The sequence below is a fragment of the Thermophagus xiamenensis genome (assembly GCF_900112795.1).
In the GTDB taxonomy this organism is placed as follows: domain Bacteria; phylum Bacteroidota; class Bacteroidia; order Bacteroidales; family Marinilabiliaceae; genus Thermophagus; species Thermophagus xiamenensis.
The window spans coordinates 33786-47270 of sequence record NZ_FONA01000027.1; the positions used below are offsets into that span (position 1 = coordinate 33786).

Here is a 13485-nt window from a genome sequence, read left to right on the forward strand (position 1 = left end):
GCAGCTTCATTTTGGTAATTTTCGATGTATTATTGCATGAAAAAGCCGTCTCACCGGAACTTATTAAAAAAAAGAACCTGCAAGACGGCATTACAAAAAGAGATACACCTCTAAAGCAAGGCACTATTTATTCTCCTGAGCGAAATATTCATAGAAATAGGAGATGGTTTCTATTCCCTTAAAGAATTGTTCCAAAGGATAATTTTCATTAGGACTGTGGATAGCATCTGAATTAAGCCCAAACCCCATCAAGATAGATTTCATACCTAAAATTTGCTCAAAAGCAGAAATAATTGGGATTGAACCTCCACTACGAACGGGAACAGGCCGCTTTCCATAAGTTTGCAAAAAAGCTTTTTCAGCAGCCCGATAAGCCGGCATATCGATAGGGCACACATAAGCCTGTCCACCGTGTAGGGTATTCACTTTAACCTCAACAGCTTTTGGAGCAATAGATTGGAAAAAGTCAATAAACTGTTGGGCAATTTTATTATAGTCCTGATTAGGTACCAGACGTGAAGAAAGTTTAGCATAAGCTTTTGAAGGCAATATGGTTTTAGCACCTTCACCGGTGTACCCGCCCCATATACCACAAACATCGAAAGAAGGCCGGATACCAGTTCTTTCAGGGGTAGTAAATCCTTTTTCACCCTGCAGCTCTTTAACTCCAATAGCTTTTTTATATTCCTCTTCATCAAAAGGTGCTTCAGCCATCAAGGCTCTTTCTTCATGGCTCACCTCTAATACATCATCATAAAATCCCGGAATAGTAATATGTCCGTTATCATCAATCAATGAGCCAATCATTTGGGCCAACACATTAACAGGATTAGCCACTGCCCCGCCATATATTCCGGAATGAAGGTCACGATTAGGACCGGTCACCTCTACCTGCCAATAGGCCAAACCTCTTAGTCCTGTTGTAATAGATGGCACATTGGGAGCCAACATAGAAGTATCGGAAACCAAAATCACATCCCCTTTAAGCAATTCTTTATGTTTCTCACAAAATTCGGGAAGATGTTCGGAACCAATTTCTTCTTCACCTTCGATCAAGAATTTTACATTGCAACGAAGTTGATTGTTTTTCAACAAATATTCAAAGGCCTTTAAATGCATAAACGATTGTCCTTTGTCATCATCGGCACCTCTGGCCCAAATTTTCCCATCACGTACAACCGGCTCAAAGGGATCGGTTTCCCACAAATCCAGGGGGTCGGCCGGCATAACATCCATATGTCCGTAAACTAAAACTGTAGGGAACTGTTTATCCAATATTTTTTCGGCAAAGACCACGGGATGTCCTGTAGTTTCCATCACTTCTGCCCTATCAACACCGGCATTCAGTAATAATTCCTTCCACTTTTCTGCCGCCCGATACATATCTTCTTTATGAGCGGTCTCACTACTGATGGAAGGAATACGAATCAATTCGAAAAGTTCTTCCAGAAACCTGTCGCGGTTTTCTTCAATGTACTGTTTGATTTCCATTATTTTAAAATATTTTTAACCCATCACCTTCAAAATAAGGTTCTTTTAGGGAAGAATTAAACATATTTCGGGTATTACCGAGACCTAAAATACAAAAAAATTTACGGGATTAGGCATGAGAGATATCAAGGATTGGGCAATAAGTGATTTATGATATGTTTTTCTTCTTTTTTTAAATTTGATTGGAAGAAGCCTATCCTGAAAGCAGTAAAAACCAGACCCCAATAAGGGTTTTTATCCATTAATACCTAAAACAAAGATGTCTTAATTCCCGCAAAGAGAAAGCAAAAGAGAAGGAACAAAAAGCAATATACTGAAAAGAAAGGGGCAATAAATAGAAATAAAACGAGCAAGACCAGGAATGCTTATCACAGCATAAAAATGTATAAACATGTGTTCATGCTCGTTTCATTCGTATAAAATTTACTTATATAATTAGTTTAAAGTCCATTATGGCCATCCCTCACCCCTTAATCCCCTAAAGGGGAAATTTCCCAACCCGCAATCATAAAATCGATAAATCTCACTTCTGCCTTCTGCCTGTGCACTTCTGCCTATATCATTTTATACATGCTCTTTTGTGGCAAAAGTCGCCATGCTCGTTTCATTCGTATATAATTTATTTAACTCATTGGCCTGATGGAACTCGCATGACAAAGAGTTTTATACATTCTCTTTTGTGAAAATCTCTCATTGTCATGCTCGTTTCATTTGTCCAACAACTGTATACGAAAAAAAGCTTGGATCAATCTTAAGCCATGTTATGAAAAACATTAGTAACATCGTCATCTTCTTCAAAGCGGGCCAGTAATTTTTCAATATCAGCGGCCTGTTCCCGGGTTAGCGTTCGTGTATCCTGAGGTATTCGTTCAAATTCAGCCTTTTCTATTTCAAAACCATTTTCTTCCAGATACTTTTGGATAGGTCCGAAAGCTTCAAACTCTCCGTAAATCATCATGCCATCATCCTCGGCAAAAACTTCCTGACCTCCCAGGTCTATTAACTCAAGCTCAAGCTCTTCCAGATCAACACCTTCTTTCATTTTCACTTTGAAGTTGCATTTATGCTCAAACATATAATCGACACTTCCGGAAGTACCAAGAGAGCCACCCGCCTTATTAAAATAACTGCGTACATTGGCCACAGTACGAGTGGGGTTGTCGGTAGCCGTTTCGACTAACACTGCAATGCCGTGCGGGGCATAACCTTCGTACACCACCTCTTTATAGTCGGCCTGGTCTTTCCCCGATGCTTTTTTAATGGCCCGTTCTACATTTTCTTTGGGCATATTGGCGGCCTTGGCATTTTGTATGAGCATTCTAAGCCTTGGATTCCCTGCCGGATCCGGGCCACCGCTTTTAACAGCGATAGCGATTTCACGACCTATTTTGGTAAAAGTTTTGGCCATATTACCCCATCTTTTGAGTTTTCTGGCCTTACGATATTCAAATGCGCGTCCCATATTTAAACGTCAAAAAAATTTATAGATAGAAAAAGAATCAACCCTTTAAGGGCAATATTATTTAATACAAAAGAAGATGGGCCTGATTACTCATGTTTGTTCCCTTGATTGGCTTTTTGTTTTTCTAAATGTTTATAAACATCTTCCATTTCATCGTAAAATCGCTTACCATATTTGCGGATGATAGGCTCTTTCAGGAAACGAAAAACAGGAACGCCCAACTTTTCCCCCAATTCACGCGCGGGGTTACACACAGGCCAAACGTGATAATTTAAAGCCTCATAGTTTTCATACTTATCCACCCTAATGGGATAAAGATGACACGAGATGGGCTTTTTAAAATCGATGAGTCCCTCCCGATGAGCCTTTTCAATGGCACAACGGCATACCCCGTCCTGGTCAAAGTAGGTGTATACACATTCCCGGCCACGAATGATAGGGGTCACTTTATCGCCGTCGGCATCCACTTCCCAGGTTCCGTTTTTCTCAATAATATCTATTGCTTCGGGTGAAAGAAGGTGTCGAATCAGCGGAAAAATTTTATCCAGGATCTCTGTTTCATCGTCTTCGAGAGGTGCTCCGGATTCTCCTTCAACACAGCAAGAGCCCAAACAATGTGGCAAATCACAAACAAAATGTTTCTCAAAGATATCCAGGCTAATAATCTTGTCGTCTATTTGAACCATTGAATAAATGTTACAGGTCTGTTGATTCAGACAAATTTAGGCGGGCAAAGTTAAAGAAAATTAAGATGTTTCTACACCTCTGTTTTTATAAAAATATTCTAAATTATTGACTCAATGAAACTTAAAATTAGTTTTTAGTGGTTAGTCGTTAGTTGTTAGTTATTCAACACTTATCACTAATGACTGTTGACGAATGACTATAAACCTCTTCTGCTTTCTGTCTGAGAACTTCTGCCCAAATGTTATCTGGTGACAAATTTCCCTGGTCATGCTTGTTTCAACCAAATTAGAATCAGAAAAAACATTACTCTTTACCGTTATAGATTTTATTTTCCTGCTCTGAAACCCTGATAAAAGTAGTTCGTTTGCTTAGCTCTTTCAGTTTGGCTGCGCCTACGTAGGTACAGGTGCTACGGATGCCCCCCAAAATGTCTTTAACAGTATTGTCGACGGGTCCACGATACTCTACACGTACAGTTTTACCTTCACTGGCGCGATAGTCGGCAACCCCTCCGGCATGTTTTTCCATGGCTGTTGCCGAGCTCATCCCGTAAAAAAGTTTAAATTTTTTTCCGTCCTGTTCAATAAGTTCGCCACTGCACTCATCGTGGCCGGCCAGCATACCTCCAAGCATCACAAAGTCGGCCCCTGCCCCAAAAGCCTTGGCAACATCGCCGGGCGTGGTACAACCTCCGTCACTAATAATCTGTCCGCCAATACCATGAGCTGCATCAGCACATTCAATAATAGCCGAAAGCTGGGGATACCCTACGCCTGTTTTTACCCGAGTAGTACAGACTGAACCGGGGCCAATACCTACTTTAACAATATCGGCACCGGAAAGTAACAATTCTTCAACCATTTCACCGGTAACCACGTTTCCCGCCATAATTATTTTATCTTCAAAGTCGTGTCGAGCCTTTTCCACAAACTCCACGAAGTGCTCGGAATATCCGTTGGCGACATCGATACACAGAAATTTTAACCGGGGAAATCGAGAAAAAATTTGATGGATTTTATTAAGGTCGTTTTCTCCCGTACCGGTACTAACGGCGATATAATTTTCGATGCCATTGGGGGCTTTTTCCATAAAGTGCTCCCATTCTTCTATTGGATAATGCTTGTGCAATGCAGTAAACATTTTATGTTTAGCTAAAGCCAATGCCATTTCAAAAGTTCCTACAGTGTCCATATTAGCGGCCATAACAGGGATGCCCGTCCACTGGGTTTTAGCATGCAAGAATTTAAAAGTTCTAAGCAGTTCTACCTGCGACCGACTTTTGAGTGTAGAGCGTTTCGGACGAAACATCACATCTTTAAAGCCAAGTTTAATATCATATTCTATTCTCATGGTAAATTGTTTTAAGAAATAGATTTTAAAAAAGTTTCCGAAACAATAAGCATTAATGCCGGTAAATGGGAAATAAAACACAAACAATTTAGCAATATCGCAGGAATTTATTTACCCAACAGCCCAAAAAAAGGACAGTATCAACACCGATACTGTCCTGACTATATGTTTTCTTACTCTAAAAAAAACTATTGAATAGTGATAAGACTTTGTCCGGTCATTTCCTCGGGTTGTTCAAGGCCCATTAGTTTAATAAGAGATGGGGAAACATCGGCAAGAATACCATCTCTAACAGTTCCTTTACGGTCATCAGAAACCCAAATAAAAGGAACAGGATTAAGAGAGTGAGCGGTATTGGGCGAACCATCGGGATTAATGGCATTGTCGGCATTTCCGTGGTCGGCAATGATAATAGCTTCGTAACCATTCTTTTTAGCTGTTTCGACCACTTCTTTCAGACAGTTATCAACGGCCCTGACAGCTTTTTTGATAGCATCGTAAACGCCGGTATGGCCAACCATATCACCATTGGCAAAGTTAAGACAGATAAAATCGTACTTCTTCTTGTTTAACTCGGCCACCACAGCATCTTTAACTTCGTAGGCACTCATTTCGGGCTGAAGGTCATAAGTGGGTACTTTGGGCGAATTAATGAGAATTCGGTCCTCCCCTTCAAAGACCTCTTCCCGACCACCGGAAAAGAAGAATGTCACGTGAGCATATTTTTCGGTTTCGGCGATACGTAGTTGTTTAAGACCCCTTTTGGACACCAACTCACCCATGGTATTTTTCACATTATCCTTATCGAACAAAATGTGCATATTTTTAAAAGTGGCATCGTAAGGTGTGAGGGTGCAATAGTAAAGCGGGATAGTTTTCATATCATATTCAGGCATATCTTGCTGTGTAAGCACCTGAGTAATTTCCCTGGCTCTGTCGTTACGGAAATTAAAGAATACAACCACATCCCCTTCCTGGATTGTAGCCACCGGTTTTCCATTTTCATCTACATGAACAATGGGTTTAATAAACTCATCCGTTACATCTTCATCATAAGATTCCTGGATGGCAGAAATCAAATCACGTGTTTCTTTTCCTTTACCGCGCACCATGAGGTCGTAAGCTTCCTTGATACGCTCCCAGCGTTTGTCCCTATCCATGGCATAGTAACGGCCGATGACGGAAGCAACCTCACATCCCAAAGGATTAACATGTTCCATCAACTCACTCAGGTACCCTTTTCCGCTACGAGGGTCAGTATCCCGGCCATCCATGAAGGCATGAACAAACAATTTATTGAGGCCAAACTCTTTGGCCACTTCTACCAGTTTATAGGCATGTTCCTGGCTACTATGAACACCTCCCTTTGATACCAATCCCAGGAAATGCACTTGTTTATTGTTTTCTTTAGCGTATTTATAGGCATTGACTAACTCAGGGTTTTCAGCAATGGTATTGTTTTTAATGGCCAGATTAATTTTTACCAGATCCTGATAAACGATCCGTCCGGCGCCAATATTTAAGTGTCCCACTTCAGAGTTTCCCATTTGCCCGTCAGGAAGTCCGACATTTTCGCCAGAAGCCTGAAGCTGAGAATTGGGATATTTCTTCAGCAGGCTCTCAAAATAGGGTGCTCCGGCCGTATAAATAGCATCGGATTTGTCTTTCTTTCCATATCCCCACCCATCGAGGATTATCAGTATGGTCTTTTTATCCATGATTATTTTTATTTAATAATTGTCTTCATCGTGATATAGAAACAAACAATATGGATTTCAGTTTACAAGAACAGGCAAAAGTACCTAATTTGACTTCAAAAAAAAAGCTGGGGGGTGTTAAGGAAGCTAAAAAATGCGGAAGCCTGTCCTCTGTTCGATTCCGAACATACTTTTGTCACACATCCGAACATAATGCCCTGTAGCAAAAAACCCATTCCTTTCCTTAAGACCTAAATTCCAATACTTTACAAAATTTGGCATACCTCTTGATTAAACCTTTACATCAACACAATAATTAATCAATTAAGGAGGACAAAAAAATGAAAACAACCACTATCGTTTCAATGATCGTTTTAGGCTTAACCATAAATTTAAATGCAGCCAATCCTCAAACCAGCGGCGATATTCTATCCATAAAAAACAAAGCTGTTTTGTTTGCTTCGCTTCGCCATATTGAAGAAAACACCCGGAAGGTTTCTGACTGGATGCTTAACGAAAAAACATTTGAACCTGGTACCGAAATGACCAAAACCGCTTATTTTATGTCGAAATTTGCGGCTCCTGTTGAGGAATCAAGACAAATAGAAGAGTGGATGCTCAACGAATCACTGTTCACCTATTTTGAAGAAGCGGCAGAGATAGAACCGTGGATGTTTGACGAAGAACTTTTTTCCAACTCATCAAACGAAACCATGAAACAAATAAAAGAATGGATGCTGGATGCCGATGGTCTCCGCATCCAATAATTTAAAAAGAATGAATACCGGCAGATGTTAATCAGGATGTATAATTTCTTAAAATTATTCACTATTTTTGATATGTTGTCCAAAAGCTAATCTGCCATGAAACAAGTTCTTCGATCAAACACCTTTAGCGAAACCCTTAAAGGGATCATCGCCCTACTAATATCACTTCTTATCTTTATTGACCCCGCCGGGGCCCTGATGACCATAGCCACTTATTTTGGTATACTGGCTCTTATTGTGGGAATAATCATGATTATTTCGGCCACAAAGGGGAATAGTGTTAATCGCAACTTTATCCTTATTCAAGGCATCTTTTTTAGCCTTATAGGATTACTCATAATGGTTTATCCCGGTGCCACAGCAAGCTTTATGGTTGTTTTAGCAGGCCTTTTCATCACCTTTTTGGGTGCCATACAACTGGCAGGATATTTACAGATGAAAGAAATACTTCCTGCTCCGCAACTTTCACTCATTCACGCTATTCTTTCTTTGGCCATTGGTTTACTTCTTTTGTTTAACCCTTTCAAAGGAGCAGTATTAGCCACGCTTATCATGGGCGGTTATGCACTTTGGTTTGGTATCACCCGTCTTTATCTGGCATGGCAAATCTATAATCACTCATAAATTCCTATGGTTTAAGTTTTCAACTCCATTAAGGCATTATCCGTTTCTCTCATCCAATGCCAGCCTATCTGTTTTTTCCTAATTTTCCATTATCCTTTGGTGGCTAATTTTAATTTAAATTAATTGGACCCATGCCTGTTTTAAATAATTCCCCATCTATAAAAACATGTTCCCCATGACAATATACATGTTCCCCAATAATATATAGATGTTCTCCACACCTATTTAATCGTTTCCCATAATTGGGAATATTTTAATCAAAAGCAGAAAAATACTTTTTCAAATAAGAACTGTTATTTTTATAAAAGGCGTTAACCAATTTTACCGTGAAGATTATTGATTAGAAGAGGACAACTAAAAAGTGAACTAAAATTAAACAGATTAAACAGCCTTAGCCACAACCGGCCACGAAAGAAAAGTGAAAGCTATCAACAAAAAAGGCTGCCCTTGTTCAAGACAGCCTTTAAGAAGTGGTACCACCTGGAATCGAACCAGGGACACACGGATTTTCAGTCCGTTGCTCTACCAACTGAGCTATGGCACCTAAAATGTTATTTTTAATTTTTTACGCGGATAAAAATAACAAAAAATCCATTACTTCAATAACCTAAAAACATAAAAAACGTCAAGAAAACCTCTTCACCGTTTTTTCAAAGTACAAAGGCTTACTTATAAAAAGTTGCCTCTGGTGGTACCACCTGGAATCGAACCAGGGACACACGGATTTTCAGTCCGTTGCTCTACCAACTGAGCTATGGCACCCTTGCAAAAGCGGTTGCAAATATACTGAAAGATTTTTTTTAACAAAAAAAGCGCGGCAAATTTTCCAGCACACTTTATAATTTTTTGCGCAATATTCGCTGATGTTTAGTTATTTTTGCGTTCAAATTTTTCTAAAAAAATATGAATCTATTTACACATACGCTCTCAAATGGTATCCGGATAGTGTTACATCGGACGGCTTCGCCAGTGGGGCATTGCGGATTAATTATCAATACCGGATCGCGTGACGAACAGCTCCATGAACACGGGATGGCCCATTTCATCGAACATGTCATCTTTAAGGGTACTCAAAAGCGTAAAACCTGGCATATTTTGAGCCGTCTGGAAGATGTGGGGGGGGAACTAAATGCCTATACCTCAAAAGAAGAAACGGCTATTTATGCTTCTTTTCTAATTCAGGATTTCGAAAGAACAATAGAATTACTCCATGATATCACCTTTCACTCCGTATTTCCGGAAAAAGAGTTGAAAAAAGAGAAAGAAGTAATAATAGACGAAATTAATTCGTACAAGGATAATCCGGCCGAGCTGATTATCGACGATTTTGAAGAGCTTGTCTTCAACGATGGTCCCATGGGGCGAAATATATTAGGTACGGCAGAATCGGTAAGAAGCTTTACGCGTGAAGATATCCTTCGGTTTATTCGCAATAATTACCATACCGACCAAATGGTGTTGTGTATGGTTGGCGACCTGGATTCAGGAAAATTCCTAAAAACCGTAAATAAATACTTTGGACAAGAGGCGGCCAATTATCGGCAGACATCAAGGCCTCCTACACCGGCCTATAAACCGGCGAGTATTCGGAAGGAGCTGGACACCTTTCAAAGTCATATCACATTGGGGAACATAGCTTACGATTTGGAAAATCCCAAACGCTTAGGTCTTTCTTTGCTTAACAATCTTCTGGGTGGTCCCGGTTTGAACAGCCGGCTCAACATGGCTCTTCGGGAAAAAAATGGTATAGCCTACAACATCGAATCTATCTATTCGCCATACTACCGAACAGGGGTTTTCAGTATATATTTTGGTACCGACCGTCAAAATATCGACCGAAGTTTGCGTATTGCACGCCGTGAGCTGGCCAGGTTACGAGACAAAAAACTGGGACAATTGCAATTACACAAGGCACGACGGCAATTAAAAGGGCAAATCACCATAGCTCACGAAAATAAAGAAAACTTAATGCTTAGCATTGGTAAAAGCTACCTCCTTTATAATAAAGTGGATTCGCTTTCAGAGTTGTATAAAAAAATAGACAAACTAACCGCCAGCGACTTGCTGGAAATCGCCAACGAAGTATTTGATGAAAACCAACTTTCATATTTGATTTATGAGTAGTCATACCCACATAACCGGAAATCCCAATAAAGATTTGGAACTCTATATTGAAACCCATACTTCGCCCGAAGATGAACTGCTTTATGAACTTCGCCGGCAAACCCATTTAAAGGTATTGCGACCAAGAATGGTATCGGGACAGGTTCAGGGACAACTACTCACCATGCTTTGCCGCATGATACAGCCCAAAACGGTACTGGAAATCGGAACATTTACCGGGTATTCGGCCATCTGTATGGCCAGAGGAATGGGGTCTGCTGCGCACCTCCACACCATTGAACGGGATGATGAACTGGAAACATTTATCCGACAATACATCTGCAAGGCCGGCCTCCAAAACAGAATACATCTTCACATCGGCGATGCACTTAATATTATTAAAACGCTGAATGCTTCCTTCGACCTGGTTTTTATCGATGGCGATAAGCGGGAATACCCCGAATATTATAAAATGGTTATTGAAAAAATGAATCCGGGCGGCTATATTCTGGCTGACAATATACTCTGGAATGGCAAAGTGATTGATCCCGAAGCACAAAACGACAGTTATACCAAAGGCATTCTTGCATTCAATAAAATGGTAAAAGAAGATCCCCGGGTAGAACAAGTTATATTACCCATGCGTGACGGATTGATGATGATAAGAGTAAAAGATTGATTTTTTCCGGAAATAAAACACTATTGAAGGTTAGGAAGCTACAATATTCCACCTTTTTGAAACAGACAAAATAAAATACAGTCCTCCCTTTCTTTGTGCCGGCAAATTACCTATTTTTGTTTTATTTCAAAGCAGTTAGTATGAAAGACAATCTATATATTGACAATTCACAGATTGTTTTCTCGTTTGCGAGAAATATGGAAATACGCAAACGGCTTTTTGAATTCGAAGATGCTTTAAAAGACGAATTCAAAGTTCCGTTCATAACGGTTGCCATTCCTGATGAGTTAGATCCAAATATTCCCCGTTTTAAAAGTCAATCCCAAAATGGGCATAGCAAAATTGAAGTTTCTCAATCAAGAATAACGTTAGCAACGAAATATGACGAAAAATTTAAACTTGACCATCACCAAATTGAAAAATATATCCGGGCTAAAGTCGCCAACTTGTCAAAACTGGCAGACTCTGAAAACATAAATTTTATTGGTTACATAATAGAGCTAGGGATTTATCTGGAACCGAGCCATATTAACGACTTCTTAAGAGAAAACACAGGAGCCTTTTCCATAAAAGAAGATTGCAAAGATTTTTCTATTTATTATTCAAAAAATTATAAATTGGATTTTTATCTAAATGTAAAATGCTCAAAATTCAAGGAACAAAAATTGATTTTACACAATGAAACCAAAACTTTAAGACCAACAGGACAATTTAATCATGGAATAAGTATTATTCTTGACGTCAATACGAAACCATTTTTTGAACGACACAGAACTTTTGAAAAAAGTTTATATGATAAACTAAACAAAACCGTATTTGAAATAATTAATACCAAAAGTATTGAAGCTTATTTAAAAGGAGAAATTTAAAATGTTAATTGAAGAGACCACATCAGCTGGACAATTAATTGGGGGGATAGCTTCTGATTCTATTACTTCCTCCACAAATGCATTCATTGATGTTGACTATTCCCCAGATATTTTGCAAGCTATGATAATTGAATACAATTCACCGGAAGCCATAAACACAAGAGTTGACGATTATATAAATTCCAACTACAATGAGGACGGTAGTTTATCAAAAAAATACTCTTCAATAGAATACGGATTTATGAATTCTGTGCAAAATTTTGCAAAAGAGCAAATTAACCTGGACGAAAATTTTTCTCAAATTCTAGATGAGTTATTTATATCCAAGATTAATGCAAAACCCACAAAAAAAAGGTTTTAGCATATGCGTGAGGCAAAATATGACACACTTGAATTAATTAGGACATTTTTGCCAAAATATTTAACTCCAGAATTAACAGAAAATCTTTTTAAAACGGTTAAGGAATATTTTCCTTTTTCGAATAATCCCAACTTAATTTATTACAGAATTCCTGATACTAAATATTATTATCAGGGTGATTGTATTATAGATATTCCTTTTTCAAGATTTAATAATGGAAAATTTGAAACTGTATATTTAAAAGGAATTATTGTATCAAATACATGTGATATTTCCCCAGATAACAAAAGGCTTGAAGTTCCCAATATACAATTTGCAGCTGTTTTCTCTTTAAAAGAATTTATCCACAAATTGAAAGAAAAAAATATTGAGCCAAAACGAATAAGTACATTTATAGAAAATCTAAAAGAGAATCGAATATCAAATTTGTTTTATTTACCAGAAAAGAAAGATGGAGATAAAATAATTATGGAAGAATCATTTGTGAGGTTTGATTTAAGTACAACATTGCCTGCTTCAATCTTTTGGGGCGAAACTTACGATAATTCTTATGCACCCGAAGGCGACAGATTATTATCTCTCTCAAATTATGGATTTTATCTTTTTCTCATAAAATTATCCGTACATTATTGTAGATTTAGAGAAGGAGTATTCCGAAATCGATAAATATAAATCATGAAAAAAACAGCCATTATTTACGGATCCTCGGTAGGAAACACGCGATTTGTTGCCGAAAAAATACATAAAGCTATTCCTGAAGCTGCTCTAATTTCAGCCGAAAGCATTAAAGCTAAGGATTTAGAAGGTTTCGACGTATACATTCTAGGCACTTCCACATGGGGTGTAGGCCAGTTGCAGGATGATTTCGAAACTTTTGTAGAAGATTTCTTAACGCTGGATTTAAGTCAAAAAACCATAGCATTGTTTGGTTTAGGCGATCAGCAGACTTACCCTGATACTTTTTGTGACGGTATGGGTAAATTATATGAATTATTAGCTCCCAAAGGACCACGTTTTGTTGGACAATGGCCGGGTGATGATTACGATTTCAGCGAATCCCGTGCCTTTAAAGATGGTATGTTTGTTGGGCTACCGTTAGATGAGGATAATGAACCAGACCTTACCGATGGAAGAATATCAGAATGGGTAAGCCAGGTTATGAATGAACTAAAACTCTAAATCTGTACACCAAAATATAAATCTTTACTTGGGCAATTTCAGAAGTAAGAAAAAATTAGAATAAAACACAGAAGCTGGGATTGAAATTCCGGCTTTTTTATTTACATAAGTTTTTCAAGATAGTTATATGTTAATTAAAATTGTTGTTATAGGTGCTTTAAGAGCATACCATCCCCATTGGTAAGTCCGTTAGAATTCATAGTATTGCTAAAATGA

Annotated in this window: 13 protein-coding genes and 2 tRNA genes; 8 read left to right on the forward strand and 7 right to left on the reverse strand. The window is 38.6% G+C overall.

The features are described 5' to 3' along the window. Nucleotides 1-123 precede the first annotated feature (123 nt). The 5 genes from BM130_RS14020 to gpmI all read right to left on the reverse strand — a co-directional run bounded on the left by BM130_RS14020 (nucleotide 124) and on the right by gpmI (nucleotide 6708). Entirely contained in the window at nucleotides 124-1491 is a 1368-nt protein-coding gene (locus BM130_RS14020; RefSeq protein WP_010527757.1) for a dipeptidase, read from the reverse strand. A gap of 751 nt (nucleotides 1492-2242) precedes the next feature. Then, nucleotides 2243-2953, reverse strand: coding sequence for a YebC/PmpR family DNA-binding transcriptional regulator (locus BM130_RS14025; protein WP_010527756.1), 711 nt, complete (start codon nucleotides 2951-2953; stop codon nucleotides 2243-2245). A gap of 86 nt (nucleotides 2954-3039) precedes the next feature. Then, on the reverse strand, nucleotides 3040-3639 hold the full coding sequence (locus BM130_RS14030) for a DUF3109 family protein (protein ID WP_010527755.1): 600 nt from the start codon (nucleotides 3637-3639) through the stop codon (nucleotides 3040-3042). 304 nt (nucleotides 3640-3943) lie between these two features. After that, complete coding sequence (locus tag BM130_RS14035; protein WP_010527754.1) at nucleotides 3944-4990, reverse strand: GMP reductase; 1047 nt, start codon at nucleotides 4988-4990, stop codon at nucleotides 3944-3946. Between the two features lie 188 nt (nucleotides 4991-5178). Continuing rightward, entirely contained in the window at nucleotides 5179-6708 is a 1530-nt protein-coding gene (gene gpmI / locus BM130_RS14040) for a 2,3-bisphosphoglycerate-independent phosphoglycerate mutase (RefSeq protein ID WP_010527753.1), read from the reverse strand. Nucleotides 6709-7028: 320 nt separating this feature from the next. Between gpmI and BM130_RS14045 the strand changes: the two genes are divergently transcribed. Both BM130_RS14045 and BM130_RS14050 read left to right on the forward strand, forming a co-directional pair. Further along, nucleotides 7029-7454, forward strand: coding sequence for a hypothetical protein (locus tag BM130_RS14045; protein ID WP_138956893.1), 426 nt, complete (start codon nucleotides 7029-7031; stop codon nucleotides 7452-7454). A gap of 96 nt (nucleotides 7455-7550) precedes the next feature. Beyond that, nucleotides 7551-8078 (forward strand): HdeD family acid-resistance protein, encoded by a 528-nt coding sequence (locus tag BM130_RS14050; RefSeq protein ID WP_010527751.1) that lies wholly within the window; start codon nucleotides 7551-7553, stop codon nucleotides 8076-8078. A 471-nt stretch (nucleotides 8079-8549) separates the two neighbouring features. Here the strand turns inward: BM130_RS14050 and BM130_RS14055 are convergent. Further along, nucleotides 8550-8622, reverse strand: a tRNA-Phe gene (locus tag BM130_RS14055). 142 nt (nucleotides 8623-8764) lie between these two features. Beyond that, nucleotides 8765-8840, reverse strand: a tRNA-Phe gene (locus BM130_RS14060). Between the two features lie 141 nt (nucleotides 8841-8981). On the opposite strand from BM130_RS14060, the gene BM130_RS14065 reads away from it, so the two are divergent. The 6 genes from BM130_RS14065 to BM130_RS14090 all read left to right on the forward strand — a co-directional run bounded on the left by BM130_RS14065 (nucleotide 8982) and on the right by BM130_RS14090 (nucleotide 13269). Continuing rightward, nucleotides 8982-10202 (forward strand): M16 family metallopeptidase, encoded by a 1221-nt coding sequence (locus tag BM130_RS14065; protein ID WP_010527750.1) that lies wholly within the window; start codon nucleotides 8982-8984, stop codon nucleotides 10200-10202. Then, the gene (locus BM130_RS14070) at nucleotides 10195-10860 is read left to right on the forward strand and encodes an O-methyltransferase (RefSeq protein WP_010527749.1); all 666 of its coding nucleotides are present in this window, start codon (nucleotides 10195-10197) and stop codon (nucleotides 10858-10860) included. The genes BM130_RS14065 and BM130_RS14070 overlap by 8 nt, the downstream gene beginning before the upstream one ends. 116 nt (nucleotides 10861-10976) lie before the next feature. Then, the gene (locus BM130_RS14075; protein ID WP_138956892.1) at nucleotides 10977-11729 is read left to right on the forward strand and encodes a hypothetical protein; all 753 of its coding nucleotides are present in this window, start codon (nucleotides 10977-10979) and stop codon (nucleotides 11727-11729) included. Nucleotide 11730: 1 nt separating this feature from the next. Continuing rightward, nucleotides 11731-12090, forward strand: coding sequence for a hypothetical protein (locus BM130_RS14080; protein ID WP_010527747.1), 360 nt, complete (start codon nucleotides 11731-11733; stop codon nucleotides 12088-12090). A gap of 3 nt (nucleotides 12091-12093) precedes the next feature. Beyond that, nucleotides 12094-12756 carry a hypothetical protein gene (locus tag BM130_RS14085; protein WP_010527746.1) on the forward strand — a complete coding sequence of 221 codons (663 nt, stop codon included), beginning with the start codon at nucleotides 12094-12096 and terminating at the stop codon, nucleotides 12754-12756. A gap of 9 nt (nucleotides 12757-12765) precedes the next feature. Continuing rightward, nucleotides 12766-13269, forward strand: a complete 504-nt coding sequence (locus BM130_RS14090) for a flavodoxin (protein WP_010527745.1) — start codon at nucleotides 12766-12768, stop codon at nucleotides 13267-13269. Nucleotides 13270-13485: the final 216 nt, after the last annotated feature.